Origin of the sequence: Sphingomonas sp. LHG3443-2 (assembly GCF_049896405.1) — a bacterium.
GTDB lineage: Bacteria > Pseudomonadota > Alphaproteobacteria > Sphingomonadales > Sphingomonadaceae > Sphingomicrobium.
The window spans coordinates 280,383-305,258 of sequence record NZ_JAFCUG010000001.1 but is presented as its reverse complement, the minus strand read 5'-3'; the positions used below and the strand labels follow the sequence as shown (position 1 = coordinate 305,258).

At 66.6% G+C, this 24,876-nt stretch carries 20 protein-coding genes; 13 read left to right on the top strand and 7 right to left on the bottom strand.

Annotated features, from left to right (window positions below; genetic code table 11):
• Nucleotides 1-3 precede the first annotated feature (3 nt).
• The 3 genes from ACP69Z_RS01380 to ACP69Z_RS01370 are packed head-to-tail and all read left to right on the top strand — an operon-like array spanning nucleotide 4 to nucleotide 2,749.
• A complete protein-coding gene (locus tag ACP69Z_RS01380; protein ID WP_426265764.1) occupies nucleotides 4-987 on the top strand; it encodes a type II secretion system F family protein in 984 nt (327 codons plus the stop codon).
• Nucleotides 987-1,946 (top strand): LytR C-terminal domain-containing protein, encoded by a 960-nt coding sequence (locus ACP69Z_RS01375; protein WP_426265763.1) that lies wholly within the window; start codon nucleotides 987-989, stop codon nucleotides 1,944-1,946. Before ACP69Z_RS01380 ends, ACP69Z_RS01375 begins: the two co-directional genes overlap by 1 nt.
• A complete protein-coding gene (locus ACP69Z_RS01370) occupies nucleotides 1,946-2,749 on the top strand; it encodes a hypothetical protein (protein ID WP_426265762.1) in 804 nt (267 codons plus the stop codon). The genes ACP69Z_RS01375 and ACP69Z_RS01370 overlap by 1 nt, the downstream gene beginning before the upstream one ends.
• Here ACP69Z_RS01370 and ACP69Z_RS01365 read toward each other — a convergent pair.
• Complete coding sequence (locus ACP69Z_RS01365; protein WP_426265761.1) at nucleotides 2,735-3,238, bottom strand: D-Ala-D-Ala carboxypeptidase family metallohydrolase; 504 nt, start codon at nucleotides 3,236-3,238, stop codon at nucleotides 2,735-2,737. The two genes, ACP69Z_RS01370 and ACP69Z_RS01365, sit on opposite strands and share 15 nt — an antisense overlap.
• 218 nt (nucleotides 3,239-3,456) lie before the next feature.
• On the bottom strand, nucleotides 3,457-5,517 hold the full coding sequence (locus ACP69Z_RS01360; RefSeq protein ID WP_426265760.1) for a S46 family peptidase: 2,061 nt from the start codon (nucleotides 5,515-5,517) through the stop codon (nucleotides 3,457-3,459).
• Nucleotides 5,518-5,627: 110 nt separating this feature from the next.
• Here ACP69Z_RS01360 and ACP69Z_RS01355 point away from each other — a divergent pair, with 110 nt between their 5' ends.
• Entirely contained in the window at nucleotides 5,628-6,881 is a 1,254-nt protein-coding gene (locus ACP69Z_RS01355; RefSeq protein WP_426265759.1) for an amidohydrolase family protein, read from the top strand.
• On the opposite strand, the gene ACP69Z_RS01350 is transcribed toward ACP69Z_RS01355, so the two are convergent.
• Together ACP69Z_RS01350 and ACP69Z_RS01345 are read right to left on the bottom strand one after the other, a co-directional pair.
• Entirely contained in the window at nucleotides 6,863-9,022 is a 2,160-nt protein-coding gene (locus ACP69Z_RS01350; protein ID WP_426265758.1) for a penicillin acylase family protein, read from the bottom strand. The genes ACP69Z_RS01355 and ACP69Z_RS01350 overlap by 19 nt on opposite strands.
• Nucleotides 9,022-10,788: a M20/M25/M40 family metallo-hydrolase gene (locus tag ACP69Z_RS01345; protein ID WP_426265757.1), complete on the bottom strand. Its 1,767-nt coding sequence runs from the start codon at nucleotides 10,786-10,788 to the stop codon at nucleotides 9,022-9,024. The genes ACP69Z_RS01350 and ACP69Z_RS01345 overlap by 1 nt, the downstream gene beginning before the upstream one ends.
• A gap of 144 nt (nucleotides 10,789-10,932) precedes the next feature.
• On the opposite strand from ACP69Z_RS01345, the gene ACP69Z_RS01340 reads away from it, so the two are divergent.
• From ACP69Z_RS01340 to ACP69Z_RS01310, 7 genes are all read left to right on the top strand, one after another.
• A complete protein-coding gene (locus ACP69Z_RS01340) occupies nucleotides 10,933-12,519 on the top strand; it encodes a hypothetical protein (RefSeq protein WP_426265756.1) in 1,587 nt (528 codons plus the stop codon).
• A 54-nt stretch (nucleotides 12,520-12,573) separates the two neighbouring features.
• On the top strand, nucleotides 12,574-13,647 hold the full coding sequence (locus ACP69Z_RS01335) for an FAD-dependent oxidoreductase (RefSeq protein ID WP_426265755.1): 1,074 nt from the start codon (nucleotides 12,574-12,576) through the stop codon (nucleotides 13,645-13,647).
• The gene (locus ACP69Z_RS01330) at nucleotides 13,638-14,750 is read left to right on the top strand and encodes a hypothetical protein (RefSeq protein ID WP_426265754.1); all 1,113 of its coding nucleotides are present in this window, start codon (nucleotides 13,638-13,640) and stop codon (nucleotides 14,748-14,750) included. Before ACP69Z_RS01335 ends, ACP69Z_RS01330 begins: the two co-directional genes overlap by 10 nt.
• Entirely contained in the window at nucleotides 14,732-15,517 is a 786-nt protein-coding gene (locus ACP69Z_RS01325; protein WP_426265753.1) for a hypothetical protein, read from the top strand. The genes ACP69Z_RS01330 and ACP69Z_RS01325 overlap by 19 nt, the downstream gene beginning before the upstream one ends.
• Nucleotides 15,510-16,316, top strand: a complete 807-nt coding sequence (locus tag ACP69Z_RS01320) for a sugar phosphate isomerase/epimerase family protein (RefSeq protein WP_426265752.1) — start codon at nucleotides 15,510-15,512, stop codon at nucleotides 16,314-16,316. The genes ACP69Z_RS01325 and ACP69Z_RS01320 overlap by 8 nt, the downstream gene beginning before the upstream one ends.
• The gene (locus ACP69Z_RS01315; protein WP_426265751.1) at nucleotides 16,313-17,110 is read left to right on the top strand and encodes a glycosyltransferase family 2 protein; all 798 of its coding nucleotides are present in this window, start codon (nucleotides 16,313-16,315) and stop codon (nucleotides 17,108-17,110) included. Before ACP69Z_RS01320 ends, ACP69Z_RS01315 begins: the two co-directional genes overlap by 4 nt.
• A 101-nt stretch (nucleotides 17,111-17,211) precedes the next feature.
• Nucleotides 17,212-19,338, top strand: a complete 2,127-nt coding sequence (locus ACP69Z_RS01310) for a S46 family peptidase (RefSeq protein WP_426265750.1) — start codon at nucleotides 17,212-17,214, stop codon at nucleotides 19,336-19,338.
• Between the two features lies 1 nt (nucleotide 19,339).
• Here ACP69Z_RS01310 and ACP69Z_RS01305 read toward each other — a convergent pair whose 3' ends face one another.
• The 3 genes from ACP69Z_RS01305 to ACP69Z_RS01295 form a co-directional block, all read right to left on the bottom strand.
• Nucleotides 19,340-20,653, bottom strand: coding sequence for an ABC1 kinase family protein (locus ACP69Z_RS01305; RefSeq protein WP_426265749.1), 1,314 nt, complete (start codon nucleotides 20,651-20,653; stop codon nucleotides 19,340-19,342).
• A 123-nt stretch (nucleotides 20,654-20,776) separates the two neighbouring features.
• Complete coding sequence (locus ACP69Z_RS01300; protein ID WP_426265748.1) at nucleotides 20,777-21,133, bottom strand: response regulator; 357 nt, start codon at nucleotides 21,131-21,133, stop codon at nucleotides 20,777-20,779.
• The gene (locus tag ACP69Z_RS01295) at nucleotides 21,126-23,459 is read right to left on the bottom strand and encodes a PAS domain S-box protein (protein WP_426265747.1); all 2,334 of its coding nucleotides are present in this window, start codon (nucleotides 23,457-23,459) and stop codon (nucleotides 21,126-21,128) included. Before ACP69Z_RS01295 ends, ACP69Z_RS01300 begins: the two co-directional genes overlap by 8 nt.
• 80 nt (nucleotides 23,460-23,539) lie before the next feature.
• Between ACP69Z_RS01295 and ACP69Z_RS01290 the strand changes: the two genes are divergently transcribed.
• Both ACP69Z_RS01290 and ACP69Z_RS01285 read left to right on the top strand, forming a co-directional pair.
• Entirely contained in the window at nucleotides 23,540-24,064 is a 525-nt protein-coding gene (locus ACP69Z_RS01290) for a gamma carbonic anhydrase family protein (protein WP_426265746.1), read from the top strand.
• 38 nt (nucleotides 24,065-24,102) lie between these two features.
• Nucleotides 24,103-24,795, top strand: a complete 693-nt coding sequence (locus tag ACP69Z_RS01285) for a pirin family protein (RefSeq protein ID WP_426265745.1) — start codon at nucleotides 24,103-24,105, stop codon at nucleotides 24,793-24,795.
• Nucleotides 24,796-24,876 lie beyond the last annotated feature (81 nt).

Sequence of the window (24,876 nt, the reverse complement as noted above, 5' to 3'; positions counted from 1 at the left end):
GCGATGCTCGAGCTGTTGGCGCAGAACCAGATCGCACGCATCAGCCTGCTGGTGCTGCTGTTCTCAGCGGTGGTGACGGGAGCCTTTGCCCTGGTCACCTGGACCTCGGCTCGGCGCGAACTGCGGCGGCGACTTGAGCCCGCCGGTGCGGCCTCAACGCCCACCGCTTTCGGGGCGGCGCCAAGCCTGCGCGGTGACCAGACCCGCAATGCCTGGAACAAGATCATCGAGAAGATCGAGCATTCCGGCCTCAGCCTTGCCGACACCAAGGACAAGGAACTTCGCCAGAAGCTCGCGGCGGCAGGCTTCACCAGCGCGCTTGCGCCGCGGGTCTATACCTTGCTCCGCCTGGTGCTGGTGATCGTGCTTCCCGCCGCCGTTTTGTTCTTCAACTGGATGTCCGCCGATCCGGCGGGCATGATCGGGCTCTATGTCGAGGCCATGATCGCGGCGCTGCTCGGGCTCTACGTGCCGGTGCTGGTGGTGCAGGCCAAGGCCGACCGCCGCCGCCAGGCGTTGGTGAATGGCTTTCCCGACGCACTCGATCTGATGCTGGTGTGCGTGGAAGCAGGCCTTGGCCTCGAAGCTGCGTTCACCAAGGTCGGGCAGGAAATGGTCACGTCGCACCCGCTGATCGCCAAGCAACTCAGCCAGTTGGTTCTCGAGCTGCGAGCCGGACGAAGCCGCGAGGATGCCTTGCGCCGCCTTGCCGATCGCGCGCAGGTGGACGAGATCCGCGCTTTCGCGACCCTGCTGATCCAGTCCACGAAGCTCGGCTCTTCGGTCGCCCAGACGCTTCGCATCTATGCCGCGGAAATGCGTGAAAAGCGCCGCATGCGGGCCGAGGAAAAGGCGCACCGCCTGCCGGTGCTGCTCTCCATCCCGCTGGTGGCGTGCATGCTTCCGGTGATGATCGGCGTCCTTATGCTGCCTGCCGCCATCCGGGTGCTGCGCAGCGTTCTTCCGGCAATGCAGGGGGCAGGCTGATGACGAGGATCATTCTGCTGACCACCGCAGTCTCGCTGCTGTCGGCCTGCGCTGCGAACCGGGACCTCACCATTCGCCCGATCGCGACGACGCTTGCGGCAGGCGCGCACTCGGCAGACTTCCGGGTTGCCGAGGCGAATGGCCAATTGCGGCTCGGCAACGTCGCCTTGGCGCTCGAGGGGTTTCGCAGGGCCTTGCGGGAAGACCCGGCAAGCACGGCCGCTTTGGTCGGCATGGCTGGCTGCTATGACCTCATGGGCCGGCGCGATCTTGCCCGGCTGAACTATGAGAAAGCGCTGGCGCTGCAACCGCGCGACCAAGCCATCCTCGCCGCTTTCGCGACGTCGCTCGGCAAGGCTGGAGCTGCCGGACAAGCCGCGCAACTGCGCCGTGAACAGGCGGCGCTGAGCACCGGGAAGCCGCAGGTCGGACAATCGCTGGCGGAGAGCGTGATGGCGCTGGATCGGGCAGGGGCTTCAGTCCTCAGCGCGGAGGGTAAGCCTGTCTGGGCGCCCGCCGCCTCACCCCCGGAGCGAATGATGGCTTCGCGCTCGGGCGCACGGCTGGAGCGCACGGGCGTCGGCGAGATGATGCTTGTGACCAGCAAGGCGGCACATTGGACGCCGCTCCCGATCTTGGCGGCGACCCGGGCAGGGGCCCGTCCGCTCGCAGCCGCACCCACGCCGCTCCGGATCACGATCCTCAATGCCGGTTCGGCGGAGGGGGCGGCCGCTCGCACCCGAACGCGCCTCCGGCAGCTCGGCTGGTCGACCATCGCCATCGCCAACGCCGCCCGCGCGCTTGATCAAAGCGAGCTGTTGTATCCGGCCGCGCTCGCCGAGGAGGGCAGGCGGCTGGCCCGTCAGTTGCCCGTGCCGGTTCAGGTGCGGCAAACCGAAACGCTCGACCGCATCGTTCTTCGCCTTGGCCGAGACGTGCCTGCCAGCAAGCGGATTTGATGCTTGCCTTTGCGTTACTGCTGGCCGCTTCGACGCCCGCCGCCGATCCGATCAAGGAAGCTAGCCATGCTTTGCAGCAAGGGCGGCCGGTGCAAGCGCGCGAGATGGTCCGCTCGGCCATGGGTGCGGGCGCGACCGGTCCGGCCGTCGATCGCCTGCTCGCCGATCTCGCCTTCGCTGAAGAGCGTTGGGCGGAAGCATCGGCTCGCTACCAGGCCCTGATCTCGGCGGGAGAGCGGAGCGGCCCTGTGTTCGAGCAGGCGTCGGTGGCGGCGCTCAGGCAGGGCGACAACAAAAAAGCGCTTTCGATTCTCGAACAAGCAATGGCGTCGCCCGGCGCGGGCTGGCGCACGTTCAACGCTCGCGGCGTGCTCGCCGATCGCATGAAAGACTGGGAAACTGCCGACGCAGCTTATGAGCGGGGGTTGAAGCTTGACCCATCCTCGCCGCAGCTCCTCAACAATCACGGCTGGTCACTGCTTCTTCGCGGGCAATGGGCCGATGCTTATCGGCAGATCAGCAAGGCGGCAGCCGCGGCCCCGGAGGACCGGCGGATTGCGGCAAACCTGGACTTGGCGGCGTCTGCGCTCGCCGCGGACCTGCCTCGACGCCGGCCAGGCGAAAGCAGCTTCGCTTATGCCGGCCGGCTGAACGATTCCGGAGTTCTCGCACTTCGCGCCGGGCAGAACGACAAGGCGCAGGCGGCATTTGCAAGCGCGCTTGAGCAGAGCGAGCACTGGTTCACCCGAGCCGCCAACAACCTCGCCCTTGCAGTGGCACCGGCTTCCTCAGCGAAGCGCTGACTTGCGGCTTGCCCGGCGACCAGCGGGCACTTCGACGAAGCGGAAATAATCCACCTCGTGCTTGATCTCGGCCAGTTGATCCGTGCTGCTACGTGCACGGGCCACAGCCAATCCGTTGCCAAAGGCGAAGTGGCTGTGATCGCCTTCATCGAGCGACTCGATCAGGCGGTACCCGCGCCCGCGAAGGGCTGCCGAAAGCCTGGCATGGCTGACACCGGGAGAGCGCACCACATCGACGGCCCGGCCGTGCAGATGCCAACTGTTGGTCGCGCCGCCAACCCGCCGATTATGTTCCGGCGTCCGCCTGAGGCTTGTGACCCGCCCGAACTGCGCAACGAAGCTGGCGACGGAGCCGAGGGTGAATGAGGCCCCACTTGGTTTCGCCTCGACCGAGATCGCGCGCTCGACATGGGTGGGGACGCCTGATGTGACCGGGCGAATGCCAAAGTCTGTCGCAGGGACGATGCTTCCAGCGAGAACCGCTATCAAAGAAAGATCCACGGAAGGCCCCCCGGCAGATCAGCTCGACTCCTTGTACACCATCTGCTGCCAGAATGCATCAAAGAGCCGAGCGCGTCGGGTCGGGTTACGGACGGTCCGATGATCTCATTGCCGACCTCCGCACCGAGAAGAGGTGATCGGTTTCCTTGGTCCAGCCCGGCCGGCCTCACGCGACGCCCTCGTTTCGGCCGGGCGTCAACGCGCTTCTATCGGACCCCAAGCTCGTGCAGCAGATGGCCCTGCCCGTAAGCGTGGCGGAGCGCAGCGGTCACCGCCGTGGTCGTCACCAGCACGCTGCGATTGATCTCAGGATCGTAGCCATAGGCGTTGCGCTGGGTCAGCACGGTGGAATCGAAATTCGCGCCGACGATCTCACCCTTGGCGTTGATGGCGGGCGAGCCCGACGAGCCGCCGATGGTGTCGGTTGACGCCGCGACGTCAAGGATGGCGGCGGCGGAAATGCGGTCTTTCGCCGCCAGCAGGCGCGGGGCGACGTCGAACGGTTCGGCACCCGTCGCCCGCTGCCACAACCCGCCGAAGGTCGTCGCATACGGCACCGTGCGGCCCTGATAGGTCCAGCCCTTGAGCCGACCATAGGTCAGGCGCAACGTGCCGGTGGCGTCGGGATAGAGGCTGGTTCCGAACACCGCGAACCGCGCCTTGGCCAGCGCCTCGCTGGCGCGGTCGGTCGGGGCCTGGACCTTGCCTTCATACTCCGCGCGGGTTGGGCGGGTGACGTCCTGGATCTTGAGCAGAAACTGGATCAGCGGATCGGTCGACGCCTGCACCGCGGGCAGGCCGCCCTCCCACAGCGCCTTGCGCACCGCCGGGTCACCGAGCTTGGTCCCGCGCGCCAGCCGGGCGGCCAGCGCTTCGGGCGATTCCTTGCCCAACAGCGGGGCGATGCGGGGATCGTCGACGGTCAGGATCTCGCGCACCTTGGACAGCCACCAGGCAAGCTGCACCTCGTCCAGCGCCGGATAGGTCGGACGGGTCGCCAGCAGGCCATTCTCGACCTGCGCCAGCCGGGCGTCGCCATATTCGGGCAGGCGCTCGGCATTGGGCCTCAGCCGCTCCTGCGTGCCGCGCACCAGATCCTCGGCCCAATTGTAGAGCTGCGACCCGCCGCCTGCGCGCACTTCCAGCATGTAATAGCCGGGGTAGAGACGGATCATCTCGGGCTGGAGATTGGAAAGGTCGGTCCACGGATCGCCGATCGACTGGCGCAGCGCCGGATCGGCCTGCACCCGCGCGCGGAAGTCCGCCTCGACCGCGGCGCGGCGGGCCATGAAGCGCGCGTCGATCAGCGACTGCTGCCGCCCGAACCCGCGCTTGTAAGTGTTCTCGACACCCGAAATCGCCTGACCCGCGATGAACGCGTTGCGCTCCCCCTCGTGGGAAAAGCGCAGCAGCCGCCCGCGCAATTCGCTGTTGATGAGCTGCTCGAGCGGCAGGGTCACATCCTGCACGGTGCGAAGCTGCGCCTGCGTCAGCAGCCGCTGGGTCGCGCCCGGGCTGCCCGACAGGAACACCGGCTGGTTCTCCTGCGGCGGGGCGGCGTTCCATCGCAGAAAGCCCGGCGTCTTCACCGGCTGGTTGTTCTCGTAAAGGCGGACGAACGCCGCATCGACCGCGAAGCGCGGGAAGCTGAAATTGTCGAGGTCGCCGCCGAAGGCCGAGGCGCGATGCTCGGGCGCGAAGGCGAGGCGGACGTCGGTGTAGCGGCGATAAGTGTAGAGTTTGAACTGCCCGCCGCGGTACAGCGTCACCACCTGGCAGCGGCGGCTCTTGTCCGAACCGCAGGCCTCGGTCTCGATTCTTCCCGCTTCGGCATCGCGCGCCTTGGTGAAGGCTTCGCCGCTCAGCCCCGCGCCCGCAGCCTGCATCCCCTGCGTGACATCGGCGATGTCGGTCAGGATTTCGGCGACCATGCCGGGGCATTGGCGCTCTTCGCCGCGCGATTGCGGGGTGAAGCCGGTCTGCACGTAATTGCGCTCGGGCGTCGACAGATCCTCGACGCAGCGTGAGGCGACATGCTCGTTGGTGAGGATCAGACCCTCGGGCGACACCAGCCCACCCGACGCACCGCCCAAGCGCACCGAGGCAAGGCGGACCTTGTCGAGCCACTTCTGGTCGATCGAGGTGCCAAGGTCGCGGTTGGCTGCGGCGATCGGGAAGTTGTCAAAGGTCCACATCCCTTCCTCGGCCGCCGCCGCACTCGGCAACAGGATGAAGGCAGAGGCGAGAAGCAGGGACGAACGGCGCAAGGTTTACTCTCCTGAAGCAATCGCTTTCCTCGTAACACGAAGCGGGGTCGCGGCAAGCTTGCGCCCGTGCAGTCGATTCGCTTGGATCGGGCCCAAAGGGGAGACGCGTCATGGTTCTGGGCTTCGCACTTTCGGCCGCGCTTGCCGCCGCGCAGCCGGCCGCCGCGCCGCCGCTGCTGTTGAAGCCCGACCGCGTGTTCGACGGGGTCGGAGCCCCGCGCGCCGGTTGGCAGGTGCTGGCGCAGGGCGACCGGATCGCGGCGGTCGGGCCCAACTTGCCTGTGCCTGCGGGAGCGCGGGTGGTGGAGCTGCCCGGCACCACCCTCATTCCCGGCATGATCGAGGGGCACGGCCACCTGTTCCTGCACCCCTACAACGAAGCCAAATGGGACGCGCAGGTGCTGAACGAGCAGCTGGCGTTGCGCACCGCGCGGGCGGTGGTTCATGCCCGCCAGACGCTGGAAGCGGGCTTCACCACCCTGCGCGACCTTGGCACCGAAGGGGCGGGCTATGCCGATGTCGGCCTGCGTCAGGCGATCGACCTAGGCATCGTGCCGGGGCCGCATCTGGTGATAGCGACCAAGGCGATCGTCGCGCGTGGTGCCTACGGTCCCAAGGGGTTCGAGCCCGGCGTCGAAGTGCCGCAAGGCGCCGAGGAAGCCAGCGGCGTCGACGAGGTGGTGCGGGTCGTCCGCAGCCAGATCGCCGCCGGCGCCGACGTGGTGAAGCTCTACGGCGACTATCGCTGGCGCGCCGGCGAGGACAGCCGCCCGACCTTTTCGCTGGCCGAGCTGAAAGCAGCGGTCGACGCCGCGCACGATGCGGGGCGTCCAGTCGCGATCCACACCTCGACCCCCGAAGGGATGCGCCGGGCGATCGCAGCGGGGGCGGACACGATCGAGCATGGCTATGGCGGGACGGCCGAGGTTTTCGCCCAGATGCGTGCGCGCGGCGTGACCCTCTGCCCCACGCTGGCCGCGGCCGACGCGGTGGCCCGCTACGGCGGGTGGAATGGCGCGGACCCGGCGCCGGCGTCCGTCAGCCTCAGCCGCAAGGCCTTCGCGCTGGCGCTGAAATCTGGCGCGCCGATCTGCGCCGGTGGCGACGTCGGCGTCTATGCCCACGGCGACAATGCGCGCGAGCTGGAGCTGATGGTCGCGGGCGGAATGACCCCGCTGGCGACGATGGTCGCGGTGACCTCGGGCAATGCCAAGGCGTTCGGCCTTACAGACCGCGGCGCGATCCGGCCCGGCCTGCGCGCCGACCTCGTCGCGGTGGAAGGCGACCCCACCGCCGACATCACCGCCACGCGCCGGGTGCGGCAGGTGATCAAGGACGGCCGGATCTATTCGCCCGGGCGGTAGGTCCGGCTGACGTGGCTGCGAAGCTCGTCCGGGTAGAAATAGACCGGCCGCAGATTGCCCGCCGCGTAGCGCGCCGCCTGATCGTTGAAGTGGGGCGAAGCGGGATTGCCGCTTTCCCCGCCCGCCATGATCGCCGCCGCGCGCACCCGCGGCCCGAACTCCACTACGGCGACGAAGCTGTTGCCGCTGGTTCCGTACCACTTCTTCGTGCCGGGCTTGGGGCCTGACCCGACCGAGGCCAGCGAGCCCCAGAGTCCCGACGCGAAGGGCAGCGGGATACTCGGCGCCGCATCGCTGAACGGATGATCGATCGCTGGCGAGATGCGCTGGAAGCGATTGATTTCGCCCCACGGCACCTGCCACTTACCGAAGTCGGCAGAAAGCCGCGCAACCGCTTCGGCCAGCGCGTCGAGTTTCTGCGCGTCGCTGGTGTCCGACCCGAGCCGCGCGAAGAAGCGATTGCGCGCTTCGTTCGGGCGCGACGGCAGCTTCTTTTGCAGCGCCTCGCCCCATAACATCGCCAGCGATTGCGCCACGCTGTCGGCGCTCCAGCGATAGTCCCAGCCACGCAGCATCGCGATCTGCGGGGCGAGTGCCGTCCGCCGTGCCGCGCCGCGGGGCGACGCATCGTACGCGCGCACCAGTTGCGGCACGAGTTCGGCGAAGCCCGGCTGGTGCGGATCGAACGCCGCCGCGCGCAACGTTTCCAGGGTCCAATCGCGCGACCCCGTCAGCAGCTGCTGCGCGTGCACCCCGCGATAATTCTCGCCGAACGTGTCCATGTAGCGCGGGAAGCGCGCCGGATCGGGGCTCGCGCTCCCCGCCGCGCGGTAGGGCCAGGCATTGGTGTTCTGCGCCCATCCGGTCGCCGGATTGATCGCATTGGGCAGCTCGGCAATCGCATGCAGCCCGCGCCAGTCGGTCGCCGGATCGCTGCCGTCGACCACGCCGGTGTAATCGAAGCGGTCGTCGCGCCGGGGCACGAATTGCGGGTGGAGATAGGCGATCTCACCCTTCGCCGTCGCGACCAGCGTGTTGTTGGAGCTGTTCGCCTTGAAGTCAGCAACTTTCTGGAAGCCGGCGAGGTCGCGGGCCTTGGTCCTCAGGTAGCTTTGCTGAAGTGCGGCAACCGGATTGTCGAGCATCGCGAAGGCGATCCAGCGGTTGCCCTCGGCGCGGATCACCGGCCCGCGATGCGTGCGCCAGGTGCGGAAAGCCCGGCTCGCCAGGCTGCCGTCCGCGGCACGATAGCGAAGCGTGATGTCCCGCGCCTGCAGCGGTCGCCACCTCGCACCGAAGCGATAGGCCGGCGCCGCCCTGCTGCGCACGTCGAACGCGAACTCGTCGACGCTGTCGACCCCGCTCGACGTGTGCATCCAGCCGAGTGTCGGGTTGAAGCCCTGGTAGATGAAGAACTGCCCCCAGGTGGACGCGCCATAGGCGTTCAGCCCTTCGCCGCTGGTCACCTGCTGTTCGGAGCGGAAGAAGAAGCTGGTGTGCGGGTTGATCAGCAGCAGCGCGTGGCCATTGCGGGTGAGGGCAGGGGCGATAGCGATGCCGTTTGATCCGCGCGGTTCGTTGTCGGGCAGGGCGGCGGTCTGCGTCGCGCTGCGGCCATAGAAAGCCTCGAGCTTGGCGAGGTCGATCCGCTCGATGTCGCCGCCGATGCTACCTTCGGTGAAGCTCAGCGCCATCCACGGTTCGAACCGGGTCAGCACCTTGGGTCGCACATCGGGATGCGTGGCGAGATAATGGTTCAGCCCCGCAGCCCACGCATCCATCAGCCTGCGCAGCCACGGCGGGCTTGCGGCATAATGCGCCTTCAGCTCAGGTTCGCTGACGTAGAGCCGCGCGCGCAGGTCGCGCCAGATCGCCTTCTCTCCCTCCGCCTCGGCAGTGCGGCCGAGCGCGGTGAGAAGGTTGGCCTCGATCCGCGGAAAGTCGTCCTCCGCCTGCGCGACCATCATGCCGAAGACCGCGTCGGCATCCTTCGGCCCGCCGATGTGGGCGATGCCCCAATCGTCGCGCACGATGGTGACGCGTTTCGCCTGTGCCGCCCATTGCTGCTTTTCCGCAGGTGACGCGGCCGTCAGCGCGACGAGTAGAGCAGGGGACGCGAGGAGGCGCGCGAAGATCGGCATCAGCCGCGCTCGCCCGCCTGGCGCGGGGCCGACGCCTCGCCCCGTTCGGCGGCGCTGTCCTGGCGCACCTTCCAGAATTCGGACTGCTGGTTCCAGCGCGGCCACTCGCGGCTGTTCGCGAGCCGCGCGCCGATCGCGTAATAGAGGTCCGCCTCCTGCACCGCGCCGCCGAGGTTCCAGTCGGGCGACCAGGCGTCGCAGGTCTGGTGATAGCAGGTGCCGGTGAAGCTCTCGAGCCAGCGCTCGCCCGCCGGCCGGCCGCCGTCCTGCAAATCGTAGGCGCCGGCCAGCGCCATGCTCAGCAGCACCGGCACGCCGCGTTTGGCGAGGGTGAAATGGTCGGCGCGGTAGAACAGGCCGCGCTCGGGCCGGCCTTCGGGCGTCACCGTCCGCCCCTGCGCCGCCGCGCCCTCGGCGAGGTAACGCTCGAGTTCGCTCTGCCCTCGCCCGATCAGCAGGGTGTCGCGGGTCGGCCCGGCCCATTGCAACGTGTCGAGCGTCAGATTCGCGGCCATCTTGGCATGCGGATACAGCGGGTTCTGCGCATAATATTCGGAGCCGAGCAGCCCGCGCTCCTCGGCCGTCCAGGCGGCGAAGACGAGGCTTCGTTCAGGCCGTGGACCGGTCGCGAACTTGCGCGCGATCTCGATCATCGCGGCCAGCCCGAGCGCGTCGTCGGCCGCACCCGGCCGCACCGTGCGCCCCTGCGCGTCGGGCGCGCCGACGCCGTACGCGTCCCAGTGGCCGCTGTAGCTGACCGTCTCGTCCGGGAAGCGGCTGCCGGTTAGCTTGCCGATCACGTTGCGGCTCTGGATCCGGGCGAGCTCGACACCCGCGCTGGCATTGAATCGCGCCTTGAGGTCTATCGGGCGGAAGTCGGCCCGGCGCGCCTGCCGCTTCAGTGTCGCGTAGTCATAACCCGCGCGGCGCAGCAACGCTTCGGCCGTCGCCTGCTGCATCCATCCTTGCAGGAGCACGGGCTGGGTCGCGCCCGCCGGAAGGACGATGTTGAAGTTTTCCCCCGCTGCGCTCTGCACCACGTTCCAGCCGTAGCCCGCACCCTCGGTCTCGTGGACGATGATCGCCCCGATCGCGCCGCGCCGCGCCGCTTCCTCGAACTTGTAGGTCCAGCGCCCGTAATAGGTCATCGTCTTGCCGCCGAACTTGCCCGCGACCGGCTCGCTTGGCCCGGCTTCGAAATCGGGATCGTTAACCAGGAACAGCGCGACCTTGCCCTTGAGGTCGGCGCCCTTGAAGTCGTCCCACCCGCGCTCGGGCGCCGTCGTGCCATAGCCGACGAACATGATCGGCGCGCCGTCGATCCGCGCGCTCTGCGTATCGCGCACGGTGCTGAGATAGATGTCGCCGGGGAAGGTCAGCGGCGTGGTGGCCGCGCCCTGCCGGACCGATAGCGTCGGCGTTTGGAGCTTGGTGCGGATCAGCGGCACCGCCTGCGTCCACCCGCCATTCTCGCCACCAGGCTCCAGCCCCGCCGCCTTAAACTGCTCGATCAGGTAAGCGACCGTCTTCTCTTCGCCCGGCGTGCCCATCGAGCGGCCTTCGAACTCGTCGGACGCCAGCACCCGCGTGATCTCCGACATGCGCTGCGGGCTGATGGCAGTGGTATCGCGGGCGACGGGCACAACGGTTGGCACTGCATCCACCGCCGGCACCGCCGCGGTCCGGCACCCTCCGAGCACGGCAAGACCCAGCACGATCGTACCAGCGCGAACGAAACTCATCGGCGTGCCCTCCAGAAACTGCATCGCCGCTCTGTTGCACCGCTTGCGCGCTCTGCCCATGCAAAATTTCGCAGGGATGCTCAAAATGCGCCGGGATGGGGAGGCGCTCTTGTTGTGGTTTGCGGCGGCTTAGGGATTTCCCAACATCTCGGCGTCACAAGGCTGCGTGTGAAAGGGACTGCAATCACCGAACGACGCGGGATGGTGTTGCCCGGTGCGCTCCTGTGGGCAGCGCTTGCTTGCCTCGGCGCGAGCTTCTTCCTTCTGTGGAACCAGCTCACCTACAGCCCGGACAGCTGGGCCCTTTATGAGCTCTCCCAAACCATCTTCGGCGGCAACTTCTACGAAGTCCGGCACATCCGGAGCTTCGAGCAGGCCGGCGCCTTCAGCAGCGCTTTTCCACCGCTCTGGCCGACGCTGCTTGCGCTGACGGATGCCCTGACCGGCCTTGGCGCAAGGGCAGGCTTTGTCCTTGCGGTGATCTCCTCCTTGCTGTTCGCCTGCGCGTCCGAGCAGTACGGCCGCCGCGCCCTTGGCGTTCGCTGGGTGGGCTTGACCGCCGCCATGCTGGTGTTCGTCATGCCCGGCTTTCGGGACGAGGTGCTCGCCGGACGAACCATTCCCCTCCAGCTCGCGCTCTATGCAACGGTGCTGGCGATCACGGCGCGCGGCTTGCTGCGGTTGCGCGAAGGGCTGCTCGTCGGCCTGACGATCGGCCTTGCAGTCATGAACCGCTTCGACGCGCTTCCCGTAGCGCTGCTGCTGCCGTTTCTGGCGCTTCTCCTGCGACCCAAGGCAACCTTTTTCGCGGGTTACATCGCCACGTTCCTGCTGACCATCAGCCCGTGGATGATCTACTCGCGAGCCCGCTTCGGCACGTGGTTCAAATCGGACAATAGCTCCATCGCACTGGGCATCGAACCGCGGCATATCGCCGAATGGTATCCCGCTCCGTCTGCCACGGCCTTTGACGCGCCGCTGGCGTGGTTCGGCAAAGTCGCGTCGAACGGGCTGGCGATGAGCGGTCACTTCGTGATCAGCCTGGGAGTGGTCACCTGCCTCGGATTGCTGGTCGTCGTCCTCAGCATCGTCCGGCAACAACCCGGCACAGACATTCGCGAAAGCGCGCCGTTGCCGCCGCTCCGCCTGCTCGTGTTCGGACCGCTTCTGATGAGCCTGACGCTTAGCGGCTATGTCGTGACCGGATACTTCGACGATCGTTATTTCGTCGCCTTGTGGTGGTCGCTGATGGTGGTCGGGCTAGCCATGCTCGTTCGGCGGCGCCCGCCGACGCATCGCGGGGCAGGTGCCGTGTCCGCAGCGCTGCTGGCGATGGTCTTCGCGTTCGTGATTGCCGTCGCCGTGCCCGCGCGCACGCTGCCGAGGCAGCCATCCTTTCCGAAGCGGGAGGGTGACGCGGCGTTGCTGCAGTGTCTTGCCGGACATCGCGGCAAACTGCTGATGCTCAGCGATCACGTCGAAGCATCGCGCCTTACCGCAGTCTATGGCCTCAAGACCATCATGATGCCGCGCAACATCGAACAGCTGCAGCGCGAGGACATCGCTGCATTCCTGAAGCGCTACCAAGTCGGCATTGTCGCCGTCGAAGCTGGGCGCGAGCCACCGTTCCAGCTTACGTCGAAACGCTTCGTTCGGATGCCGGGCTGTCCTTCCGGATGGTTTCAACAGATGGTTAACCAGTCGGTCGTACATCAGCCGAATGAAACCGTGCACGATCGAGACGAGCCCCGATAAGGTGTGTCAAAGCCCGTGCCGGCGCCTCGCTGACCATCGTCAGACGATCTGCTGATGGCATCGTGCGCAACCTACGACGCGGTGATCGTCGGTGGAGGCTTCTTCGGCTGTGAGGTAGCCCTGACGCTGCGTCGTCTTGGCTTCGGGCGCCTGTTGGTGGTCGAGCAGGAGAACGCCCTTCTGCAACGCGCATCGTTCGTCAACCAGGCTCGCGTTCACAACGGCTATCATTATCCCCGCTCGTTCGTCACTGCAGCGCGGTCGCGGTTCAACTATCTTCGCTTTGCCGACGAATTCGCCGATGCCGTGGTGGGCGGTTTCACCAAACTGTACGCCATTCCGCGCGGCTCCCGCGTCAGCGCCTCGCAGTTCAGCGCCTTTTGCTCGGCCATCGGGGCACCATGCCAGGAAGCGTCGGCCCAGGTGCGGCACCTGTTCAACAGCGAACTGGTCGAACAAGCCTTTCTCACGCAAGAGCTCGCCTTCGACGCGCAGAAGCTCGCCGCACGGACTGTCCGCCAGCTGGACGCTGCCAAGATCGAGGTCCGGCTCGGAAGCAAGGGCGTGGTCACGAGCAGTGCCGCGTCGGCCGTGAAGGTCGATGTCCGGGGCAGCGAGGTCACGACCCCGTGGCTCTTCAATTGCACCTACAGCGCGCTCGAAGGTGTCGGCGTCAGCCTCAAGAGCAGGATCAAGAAGGAGCTGACGGAGATGCTTCTGATCGAACCGCCCATGGCCATGCGCGACCTCGGCGTGACGCTGATGGACGGACCTTATTTCTCGACCATGCCGTTTCCCTCGGCCGGGCTGCATTCGCTCAGCCACGTGCGCTACACCCCGCACGCCTCGTCCGAAGAAATCGGCTGGACACCGGCAGCACCGACGCGAAGCAATGGCGAAGCAATGATCCGCGACGCCGCACGCTACATTCCCTGCCTCGCAAGCGCGCGGGTGGTCCGCTCCCTGTTCGAGGTCAAGGCTGTGCTGAGCCGGACGGAGAGCGACGACGCGCGGCCGATCATGATCGAACGGAGCGACGAGCATCCGCGCGTCGTCTCGGTGCTCGGGTCGAAGATCGACAATATCTATGACGCACGCGATTATCTGAGGGCCCAGCAGTGGAATTGACCTTCCCCTTGGCATCCGGTGACCGGGCGGAGGCTGCGGTGACCACCGGCGCTTCCCGGATGCGGCTCACCTCGGCCACGCTGGTGATGGTCGCCGGCGAGACCTGCCCCGACCCGCAGCTGGTCGAGCGCTTCGTGGATCGCCTGCAAACCTGGTTCGTCGATGTCGAAGTCACCATCGTCGCCAGCGGCGTTGGCCCTGCGGTGACGCGAGAGCTCAAGTCACTGGTCGAGCGGGTGCCGGATTCGCTTGTCGTTTTCCTCAGTGAACCGGTGCACGCCGACGTCGCCCGGCTGGTCGGTATCGATCATGCGGTCAGCGATTACGTCGTATTCGCGACGCCCACCGACGAGGAGGAGCACGCCCTCCCGCAGGTGATCGCCGAAGTCGAAGGCGGCGCCGATCTCGTCACCGCCGTCCCGAGCGAAACCGGCAAGCAGGCCGCATTGGAGCGACTGCTGGTCAGGAGCTTCGGCTTCCTTGCCAGGCACGCCAGCGGGATGGATTTCGAGCAAAGACCGTCGGCTTTCCGAGTGCTCAGCCGCGCCGCCGCGCTTTACATCGTATCGCGCCGGGAGGGCGAGGTGCTGGTTCGGGCACGCTCGCTCGGCGCGGCGTTCCCGGCGACCGAAGTCACGATTGCAGGCGCGCCGGCGCTCCGTGACCGCAAGCGCTCGCTCCGCCGGGACCTTGGTCGCGCGGTGCGGCTGATGGCGACCGGAAGCGCCGGGCTGCTTCGGGCCAGCTCCTACCTGGCGGTGCTTGGCGGCGGGGCCAGCGCGATCTACGCCATCTACGTCCTTGCCATTTATTTCCTGCTGCCCTCGGTCGAGCCCGGCTGGACCACACTCTCCCTGCAGCTGTCAGGCATGCTGTTCCTCTTCAGCGTGCAATTCCTGCTGCTTGCCGAGAACGTCATTCACTTGTCGACCAACAGCGGGGTCAGTCACCGCCGGCACCTCATCATTCGCGAGCTTCGCAGCATGAAGTCGCGCCGCGGCATGGCGTTGAACGTGGTCGACGCCAACGGACACTTCCACCTCGGCGCGCCGCCTCTTGCCGATAGCGAAAGGAGGCCGTCGCCGTGGAACGAACAGCGCTGATCGGTCACACCGGCTTCGTCGGCGGCACGCTGGCGCGCAGCGGCGGTTTTACCGACCTCTACAATTCGTCCAACATCGAGGACATTGCCGGGCGCCGCTACGACCGGGTGATCTGTGCCGGCGCACCCGGCTTGAAGTGGCTCGCCAACAAGGAGCCGGCCAACGACCGGGCAGCGATCGCCAAACTGACCCGTTCACTGGAGCGCGCCTCGATCGACGAGCTCATCCTTATCTCGACCATTGACGTTTACCCTGATGCGTCATCGGGTGCCGACGAGAGCGCGGTCATCGATCCGTCGATCAATCATGCCTATGGCGCCCATCGCTTCGAACTTGAGCAATGGTGCAGCGCGACCTTCGCTACATGCCGCATCGCGCGCCTCCCGGCCTTGTTCGGCACAGGGCTGCGCAAGAACGCGCTGTTCGACCTGCTGAACGACAAGGGGACCGAGGCCATCAACCCGCTGGCGCGTTTTCAGTGGTACCCGACGGCAAGGCTCGCCGGCGATCTCGAGATCATGCGGGAGCGCGACCTGACGCTCGTCAATCTGTTCGGCGAAGCGGAGGCGATTGGCGAGATCCGCGACCATTTCTTTCCGGACGCGCAACTCGGACCGGCTACCCAGCCGGCGCCAGCCTATGATCTTCGCACCCGCTACAGCGACGTCTTCGGCGGTCCTGATGGTTACGTCATGGATGCGGCAGCCGTGCTGCGGGCGATGGCGACGTTCGTCAACGAACAGCGGCAAGCGGTAAGCCATGGTTGAAGGCTTTGCCGCATCCAACATCGCTTGGCCGAATGACGCGCTCGATGAAGCGCTGGGTCTGCTGCCGCAACTTGGTTTCTCCGGGGTGGAGATCGCCCCGCGCAACATCTTCGACAGCTGGGATATGGACGCGCAGGAGGTCCGCGCGCTCCGCCAGCGCCTCGGCGATGCCGGTCTCACCTGTCCCTCTCTCCAAGGCATCCTCTTCGACGTGCCCGGCGCAACGCTCTTCGGGAGCAAGGAATCTCGCACTCACTTGCACGATCACCTGAGCAAGGTTGCCCGCCTGGCCGGGCTGATCGGCGCCCGTGCATGCGTGTTCGGAGCGCCCAGGCAGCGTGACGTCGGCACGCTGACGCAGGCAGAAGCAACCGCCATCGCCATCGATTTCTTCAGCGCGCTTGCGCCTGTGTTCGAGGAACACGGAACCGCCATCGCCTTTGAAGCCAATGCGGCGCATTACGGCTGCAACTTCGTCACCACGACACGGCAGGCGATCGACCTGGTCCGCGCCATCGATCGTCCGGGCGTCCGGCTCCAGATCGACACCGGCACCATCTTGCTGGAAGGCGAGGATCCGCGCGTGCTGGTCGAGGCCGCACCGCTCAGCGTCCACGCCCATGTCAGCGAGCCCGACCTGCGCCCGATCGGGCAGGGTAATTGCGATCACGCCCGGCTTGCCCCGTCTCTGAAAGCGAGCGGCTATCGTGGCTTTGTCTCGGTTGAAATGCGCTGCACGCCAGACTGGGCGGCCAATCTCGGTCGCGCCGCGGCCGTTCTGCAGGAGCATTACGCATGATGGTCCGCGAACTGCCCGAGCACGACCTCACGGTCTTTGCCGAGCGCCGTCACGCGCATGCGCTGGTGATCCCGGTCATCAACGAAGGCGAACGCATCCAGCGGCAGCTCGCGCGCATTCGTGACGCGGCGCCCAAGGTGGACATCATCATCGCCGATGGCGGCTCCACCGACGGCTCGCTCGACCACGCGCTGCTGCGGGAAAATGGCGTTCGTGCACTGCTGGTGAAGCGTGGGCCGGGCAAGCTCAGCACGCAGCTTCGCATGGCTTATGCCTGGGCGCTGGACGAAGGCTATGCCGGCATCGTCACCATCGACGGCAATGGCAAGGACGGGGTTGAAGCGATCGATGACTTCGTCGCCGCGCTCGCCGACGGCTACGATTATGTGCAAGGCTCACGCTATGTCCCCGGTGGCTTTTCCGAGAATACACCACTGGAGCGCTGGCTGGCCGGGCGCGTGATCCATGCGCCGGTGATGAGCCTTGCCGGGCGCCGCCGCTACAGCGACACCACCAACGGCTTTCGCGCTTATTCCCGCGCCTATCTCCTTGATCCCCGGGTCGCACCTTTCCGGCACGCCTTCGACCGCTACCAATTGCTCTTCTATCTCACCGTCCGCGCCGGGCAGCTCGGCTATCGCACCAAGGAAGTCCCGGTCAGCCGGGTCTACCCGGCGGCGGGACCGATCCCGAGCAAGATCGGCGGGTTCCGCAGCAAGTTCGAGCATCTTCTCGAGCTGTTCGCGGTGGCGCTGGGCTTCTATCATCCGCGCTCGGCGAAAGCGGTGGCCTAGATCCTGAAATCAAAGGAAAATGCGCAGCGTTCCGGCAGCGATTGGCGCGCGCTTGTGCTTCTGATACGGCCCCTCTCACAAGCGTTTTCACAGGACACCCCATGACCGCCAGAATCCTTGCCGTTGCCGTGACCAGCCTGCTCGCGTCCACCGCGGCTCTTGCCGAAGAAGGCATGTGGCTTCCCCGCCAGACGCCAAGCCTCGCGGCCGAGCTCAAGTCCAAGGGCTTGCAGGTGGATCCCGCAACCTTGGCGGACCTCCAGAAGGCGCCGATGAATGCGATCGCCTCGCTCGGCGGCTGCTCGGCGGCGTTCCTGAGCCCGCAGGGGCTGGTCGCGACCAATCACCACTGCGTCTACGGATCGATCCAGTATAATTCGAAGCCGGGCCAGGATTACCTCACCGACGGCTTCCTCGCGGCCAACCTCGGCGACGAACTCGCCGCCGCACCCGGCACCCGCATCTACGTGATCGAGGATCTGCGCGACGTCACTGCCCAAATGAACAAGGGCGTCACCACCCGCCTCACCGGCGCGGCGCGCTACGAGAAGATGGAAGCCAATCGCAAGGCGCTGGTCTCGGCCTGCGAGAAGCAGCCAAACCGCCGCTGCGACGTGCGCGCTTATTACGGCGGGGCGACCTATTATTTGCAGCAGCAGCTCGAGATCAAGGACGTGCGCCTGGTCTATGCGCCGGCCGGCGGGATCGGCAATTTCGGCGGCGAGACCGACAATTGGATGTGGCCGCGCCACACCGGCGATTTCGGCTTCTACCGCGCCTATGTCGCGCCCGACGGTACCTCGGCGCCCTATGCCGCGACCAACGTGCCCTACAAGCCCAAGGCGTGGCTCAAGGTCGCGACAGAAGGCGTCAAGGAGAATGATTTCGTGATGGTCGCCGGCTTCCCCGGCACCACCAGCCGCCTGGTGACCGCGGCCGAAGCCAAGTTCAATTTCGAGACCATGACGCCGGTCCAGCAGCAGCTGCTGAACGATTATTCGGCGGCGATCGAAAAGGCGACCGCGGGCGATCCCGACGCGACGATCAAATATGCCTCGATCATCAAGGGCGCCGACAATTACAAGAAGAAGTATCTGGGCGAGATGGCGGGTGCCGACCGCATCGGCCTTGCGGCGCGGAAGGATGCGGCGGAAGCCGAATATCGCGCCTGGATCGCCGCCGATCCCAAGCGCGCGGCGATGTACAATCCCGCCACGCTCGATGCGCTGGTCGCCGAAGCCAATCAGAGCGCGCTCGACAATGTCCGCATGGGCACCCTCGGGCGGGCTCAGCTGCTGAGCGCGGCGCGCAACCTGTATCGCTGGTCCAAGGAACGGCAGAAGCCCGACGCGCAACGCGAAAGCGGCTATCAGGACCGCGACCTGCTGCCGACGCAGCAGCGCCTGACCGCGATCGAGCGGCGCTATGTGCCCAAGGTCGACCGCGCGCTATTCGAGCAGGCGCTGACCGAATATCGCAAGGCGCCGGCCGACAAGCGCGATCCCGCGCTCGAAGCCAAGATCGCCGAGCTCGGCATGGACCGCATCTATGCCGATACGCAGCTCGGCGACACCGCGACCCGGCTGGCGTGGCTGAACAAAAGCCCGGCCGAATTCGAAGCCTCGACCGATCCGTTCATCCAGCTCGCGGTCGCCTCCTACCCGCGCGACATCGCCCGTGAGGCGGAAGCCAAGGACCGGGCCGGCAAGCTCCAGGCGGCACGCTCGGCCTATATGCGCGGCATGCTCGCCTTCGCTGAGAGCAAGGGCCGGACGCTCTATCCCGACGCCAACGGCTCGCTCCGTTTCACCTATGGCAAGGTGACGGGAAAGGCGGTGGACGGCCAGGTGTGGACGCCGTTCACCACCGCCGAGGGCCTGGTTGCCAAGCAGACCGGCAAGGGCGAATTCGCCGCGCCGCAGAAGGCAATCGACCTCATCAAGGCCAAGGATTACGGCCGCTGGACCGCCCCGGCGCTTGGCACCCTGCCGGTCGATTTCATGTCGACGGTCGACATCACCAACGGCAATTCGGGCTCGTCGACGCTCAATGCCAAGGGGGAGTTCGTGGGCCTGGCGTTCGACGGCACGCTTGATGGCGTGATCGCCGACTGGCAATATGACCCGACCATCAACCGCACCATACACGTCGACAGCCGCTTCATGCTGTGGACGATGGACAAGGTCGACGGCGCGCAGCGGCTGCTGCGTGAAATGGGCGTGATGTAAGCTAGGTGGCGAGCGCGGCCGCGATCAGGCCGCGCACGTCGACCTTGGCCTTGAACCGCGCGCCGAGCAGCGCCGTGCCGCTGATCTTGCGCTGGACGAACAGCAGGTCGGCGGGGGGCAGGTGCCAGCTCGCCTTGTCGGCCGCGATCGCCATGCCTTCCTCGCGCATGATCGTCAGGAAGGCCCGGTCGCCGAAGTCGAACGGGCCTGACTTGTGCAGTTCGGCCAGCACCACCTGCACCATCCGGTCGAGCGCTTCGCCGTGGCGGTCGGCCACCGCTTGCCCGATGAACCCCGCTGCCACCGCCCCGCGCTTCACCGTCTCCGCATCTCCCGCCAGCGCGGCGCCGAGGAGGGTCCTATAGCCGTCGCGGATGGGGCCTGGAACATCCTGCGCCGCGCCGAAATCCAGCAGCGCGATGCGTCCATCCTCGAGCAGGCGATAGTTGGCGTAATTGGGGTCGGTCTGCATCACCCCAAACTCGAACAGCTCGCGCAGGACCAGCGCGACGATGCGGGTCATCGCCAGATCGCGAATGTCCTGGGCCATGTCGTCGAGCGCTTCGATCGGGCGGCTTTCGACGAAGCTCATCGCCAGCACGCGGGAGGTGGTGAAGGTTTCGTCGAGCGTCGGCACCACGAACTCGGGCGCGTCCGCCAGCAACTGGCCATAGCGCTGTAGTTGCTGCCCTTCGCGGACGTAATCGGCCTCGCGCGCCAGCTGCGCCTTGGCCTCGCCAAGCAGCGGGGCGATGTCGAGCCCGGCCGGGAGCAGTCCCGACACGCGCAGCAAAGCGGCTACGTTGTCGACGTCGGCGTCGATGCTTTCCGCCACACCCGGATATTGCACCTTGATCGCGAGGCTACGCCCGTCGTGCGTCTCGGCACGATGGACCTGCCCGATGGAGGCGGCGGCGATCGGGTGCGCCTGGAAGCGCCTGAAGCGGCGGCGCCAGTCCTTGCCCCATTCGGTTTCCAGCACCTTCGAGAGCTGCTGCGGTGGCATATGGAAGGCATTGCTGCGCAGCCGGGCGAGGATGTCGCTCAGTTCCGGCGGCAGGAAGTCGCCGGTGTCGAGGCTGATCATCTGCCCCAGCTTCATCGCCGCCCCGCGCAGATGGGCCAGGCGGTCGGCGAGGCGGGTGAGATTAGCGGGGGTCAGCAACAGGTCCCGTCCGGAAGGCCGTTCGCCCGCCGCCAGCCGCCGCGCGCCTTCCGCCAGCATCCCGCCAGCCACTCCGCCCGCGAGGCGCCCGAACTGACCGGCGCGCGCCCACCGTCCGCGTGGGACCGGTCGGCTTTCGTCACCGCTCATGCCGCCCGCTGCCAGTAAAGCGGGAAGCCGCCATCGAACCAGATCGTCAGCATGCGAATGATATAGGGACGCTTGCCCAGCGAAGAACCCGGCAGAGAGGCCGTGCCTCCCTTGCCGCAACAATCAGGCCAGCAGGCCCGCCAGCGCTCTGGCGAGCTGGTCGCGGCTGTACGGCTTGGCGATCACCATTGCCTCGCGGGTCCAGCCGACCCCGCCTTCGGCATAGCCGGTGGCAAACAGAAAGGGGATGCCGCGCGCATGGAGCAGGTCGGCGACCTCGAAGCTGCGCTGTTCGTTGAGATTGACGTCCAGCACGGCGGCCGCAAACTGCTCGCGGCTAGCCAGGTCAAGCGCTTCGGCGAGGCGGAAGGCGGGGCCGACCACCTCGAAGCCGAGTTCGATCACCATGTCCTCGAGCGCGAAGGCGATCATCGGTTCATCCTCGACCAGCAAGATGCGGCGAGGCGCGGGATCAGCCATGGGCAGGCATCGGCGCATCAACTTCGCAGCGGACGCCATCGGGTTCGTAGTGGATGCGCACTTCTCCGCCCAGTTCGGCAGCCAGGCCACGCTCGATCATGCGAGTGCCGAAGCCGCGTTTTGTGGGAAGGGAAACGTGCGGGCCGCCATATTCTTTCCACGTCAGCCTGAGGCGATTGTCCTCGTTCCTCCAGCGGATCGCGACCGTGCCCTCGTCCCGCGAAAGGCTGCCATATTTAGTCGCGTTGGTGGCAAGCTCGTGGACCGCCATGGCGAGGCTCACGGACACCTTTGGCGGAAGCATGAGGTCCGGACCTTCCATCACCAGCCGTTCGTCATCCGAGCGGACGGCCGTGAAGGTGTCGCAGATGAGACGGCGCAGCGGCACCGCTTCCCATTTCTCCTGCGTCAGGATGCCGTGTGCCGCCGACAGCGCGCCGAGGCGGCCTTCGAAGCGGGCAAGCTGGGCCGACGTGGGATCGTCCCCGCGGAAGCTCTGCTGCGCAATGCTCTGGATGATCGCGAGGAGGTTCTTGGCGCGGTGGCTGAGCTCGTTGATGAGCAACTGCTGATGCGCTTCGGCAGCCTTGCGCCCGGTGATGTCCTGTAGCGCGACGATGGCGATTTCCGCCTTGCCGTCGTGGTCGAGGATCGGCGCCGCCTGGGCCAGCAGATTGACCGTTTTCCCGTCCGGGCGGCGATACAGAAGCTCGTGATCGATCACGGTCTCCTGGAAGGTCACGGCTCGGTACAGCGGGTATTCTTCGCTGCCGATTGGGTGACCCTCGGCGTCCACCCCGCCGTAGCGGTGATACGTATTCGTAGACTCGGGCAGGATCGAGTGACCGAGCATGTCTTCCAGCGCCTGGTTGAACAGGAAGATCTCTCCCGAGGGCACGCGGGCGATGATGACGCCGACCGGCATCTGGTCGATCACGGCGCGAAGCTGTTCTTCGCTGCGGCGGACGCGCTCAATGCTTTCGCGCCGCTCGTCGACGTCGATCACCGAGCCGACATAGCCAAGGAAATTGCCGGACCCGTCGAAGCGCGGCGCGGCGGCGTCGATGCACCAGCGATAGGTGCCGTCGGCACGGCGGACCCGGAAGTCGGTCTCGTAGCGGGCTTGCGCTTCATTGGCGGAGAGGAAGGCGCGTTCCGCTTCCGGGCGGTCGTCTTCGTTCACCGCGTTGAGCCAGCCGAAGCCCTCGCCTTCATGCTCGCCCTGGCCGGTGAACTCGTACCAGGTCTTGTTGAGATAGGTGCAATAGCCCGTCTCGTCGGTGACCCACAGCATGACCGGGGTCTGATCGGCGATGTTGCGGAAGCGGTCTTCGCTTTCGCGCAGGATCGCTTCGCTGCGGACCCGGACGATATGCGCCCAACTGCGTTCGGTCGCTTCGGCGACCAGCGCCTGCTCGTCCTCGGTCCAGTCGCGCGGCATATTCTGGTGCACCGCCATCATGGCCGCGAGCTTGCCGGCGCGGACATAGGGCATGCAGATGGTCGCCTGGATGCCGATGGACAGAAACTTGGCGCCTTCTTCCTCGCCAAGCTCCCCGCGGACGTCACGGATGATGAGCGGCGTGCCACCGTGCATCGCCTGCGCTGCGGTGTCGCCGAAGGTGTCGAGGCTGTAGCTGCCGACAATGCTTTGCGCGCCCTCTGCCGACCAGTCGCCGCGGATCGTGAAGGCGTCCTGGTCGATCTCCATGTCGGCGTAAGCGACGACGGAGGCCTTCATGTGCTGGCCGATCAGGCGGGCGGTGACCGCCATGATCTCGTCGGGGGCGGCAAGGTCGTTGATCGCCTGGGACAGCCGGTCGAACAGGTCGAGCCGCTCGGCACGAGCCTGCAGCGCGCGTTCAGCGGCAACCCGGGTGGTGGTGTCGATCACGATGGCGAGCACCCCCGCCGGCTTGCCGTCGTCGCCGAGCACCGGCGAATAATCGAGGTTCATCGACACATTCTCAGGCCGCCCGTGGCGGTGCAGCACCAGCTCCTGGTCGCGGAAGGACAGGGTGCCGCCGGCAAGGCCGACCTTCATCACGTGGTCGTTGAAGTCGGCAACCTCCGGCCAGCCTTCGCGCACTTTGCTGCCCAGCAGCTCCGGATGCCGGCCGCCCGCGAACACCGAATAAGCGTCGTTGTAGAGCATGATGCCATCCTCGCCCCACAGCATGACGATCGGCACCGGCGTGCGGAGCAGCAGGCCAGTCGCGGCCTTGAGGCTCTGCGACCATTGGGCAACCGGACCGAGTGTCTCGGACCAGTCACGCGTTTTGATAAGGGCGCCACATTCGCCGCCGCCGTCCAGGAAAGTTGGCATCGTCCTGAGCGCTAGCCTGTCCGGAGCCGCTCGAAAAGGCAGACTTTCAGGCGAATGCGCAACTCGTTAGTCTCTCCGCCATGCCCTGCTACGCCCTCGACGATGTCGGCCCTACCCTTCAGCCCGAAAGCTGGGTGGCGCCCAGTGCCGACCTCATCGGTGATGTCCGGCTTGGCGAGCGGGCAAGCGTGTGGTTCGGAGCGGTGATCAGGGCCGACAATACGCCCATCCTGATCGGCCGGGAAAGCAACATCCAGGACGGCGCGGTGTGCCACAGCGATCCGCACGCGCCGCTCACCATTGGTGAGCGGGTGACGGTCGGCCACCAGGCGATCCTCCACGGCTGCACCATCGGCGCTGGCGCGCTGATCGGGATGGGCGCGCGGGTGCTGAACGGTGCGATCATCGGCGAACGCTGCATCGTCGGAGCGGGCGCGCTGGTGCCTGAAGGCAAGGTGTATGAGGCCGGGCACCTGCTGGTCGGAACGCCGGCCCGGATCGTCCGCGCGCTGAGCGAAGCGGAGCTGCAGATGCTGCAAGCAAGCGCGCTTCATTATGCGGAGAAAGCCGCGCTTTATGCGCGCAGCCTGCGGTTACAGGGCTGACACTTGAGGGCCTCGATCGAGCGTCCCAGATTGCCGGCATGATCGAGATCCGCCCCTTCGCTTCGCTCGGCCACGCCGACCACGGCTGGCTCGATGCCCGCCACCATTTTTCCTTTGCCAACTATTACGATCCCTCCCGCATGGGCTGGGGCCGGATCCGGGTGTGGAACGACGACAAGATCGCCGGCAAGTCCGGCTTTCCGCCGCATCCGCACCGCGACATGGAAATCGTGACCTATGTCCGCACCGGCGCGATCACGCACCAGGACAGTTTGGGCAACAAAGGCCATACCGGCGCCGGCGACGTTCAGGTGATGAGCGCCGGGACCGGCGTCACCCATGCCGAATATAATCTGGAGGACGAGGACACGACCCTTTTCCAGATCTGGCTCGAAACCGACCGGCCGAATGCCAAGCCCAGCTGGGGTGCGATGCCGTTCCCGCGTGAAGCGCGTGACGGCGCCTTCCAGCTGCTCGCCAGCGGTAACGAAGGCGACGGCGCGCTGACCATCAATGCCGACGCACGGATCCTCGGTGCGACGTTGAAGGGCGGGAGCGAGATCACGCTCGAGGCCGATCCCGCGCGTCACCTGTATCTCGTGCCCTCGGCTCCGATCCGCATCAACGGTGTCGCGGCCGGCCCGCGGGACGGGGTGGCGATCACCGGCGAGACGAAGCTCGTCATCGAAGGCGACGAGGACGCCGAGCTGGTGCTGGTCGACGCCCGGTAACTCGAAGCGATGCTTGCCGCTGGAGGAGGGGAGGCCTAGATGCTGGCCATTCCTCCTTCAGCATCGATCCTGTAGCGCCCG

Coding starts and splice junctions, on each gene's coding strand:
- ACP69Z_RS01380 (WP_426265764.1), top strand. CDS start 4: ATGCTCGAGCTGTTGGCGCAGAACCAGATCGCACGCATCAGCCTGCTG.
- ACP69Z_RS01375 (WP_426265763.1), top strand. CDS start 987: ATGACGAGGATCATTCTGCTGACCACCGCAGTCTCGCTGCTGTCGGCC.
- ACP69Z_RS01370 (WP_426265762.1), top strand. CDS start 1,946: ATGCTTGCCTTTGCGTTACTGCTGGCCGCTTCGACGCCCGCCGCCGAT.
- ACP69Z_RS01355 (WP_426265759.1), top strand. CDS start 5,628: ATGGTTCTGGGCTTCGCACTTTCGGCCGCGCTTGCCGCCGCGCAGCCG.
- ACP69Z_RS01350 (WP_426265758.1), bottom strand. CDS start 9,022: ATGCCGATCTTCGCGCGCCTCCTCGCGTCCCCTGCTCTACTCGTCGCG.
- ACP69Z_RS01345 (WP_426265757.1), bottom strand. CDS start 10,788: ATGCAGTTTCTGGAGGGCACGCCGATGAGTTTCGTTCGCGCTGGTACG.
- ACP69Z_RS01335 (WP_426265755.1), top strand. CDS start 12,574: ATGGCATCGTGCGCAACCTACGACGCGGTGATCGTCGGTGGAGGCTTC.
- ACP69Z_RS01320 (WP_426265752.1), top strand. CDS start 15,510: ATGGTTGAAGGCTTTGCCGCATCCAACATCGCTTGGCCGAATGACGCG.
- ACP69Z_RS01315 (WP_426265751.1), top strand. CDS start 16,313: ATGATGGTCCGCGAACTGCCCGAGCACGACCTCACGGTCTTTGCCGAG.
- ACP69Z_RS01310 (WP_426265750.1), top strand. CDS start 17,212: ATGACCGCCAGAATCCTTGCCGTTGCCGTGACCAGCCTGCTCGCGTCC.
- ACP69Z_RS01305 (WP_426265749.1), bottom strand. CDS start 20,653: ATGAGCGGTGACGAAAGCCGACCGGTCCCACGCGGACGGTGGGCGCGC.
- ACP69Z_RS01300 (WP_426265748.1), bottom strand. CDS start 21,133: ATGGCTGATCCCGCGCCTCGCCGCATCTTGCTGGTCGAGGATGAACCG.
- ACP69Z_RS01295 (WP_426265747.1), bottom strand. CDS start 23,459: ATGCCAACTTTCCTGGACGGCGGCGGCGAATGTGGCGCCCTTATCAAA.
- ACP69Z_RS01290 (WP_426265746.1), top strand. CDS start 23,540: ATGCCCTGCTACGCCCTCGACGATGTCGGCCCTACCCTTCAGCCCGAA.
- ACP69Z_RS01285 (WP_426265745.1), top strand. CDS start 24,103: ATGATCGAGATCCGCCCCTTCGCTTCGCTCGGCCACGCCGACCACGGC.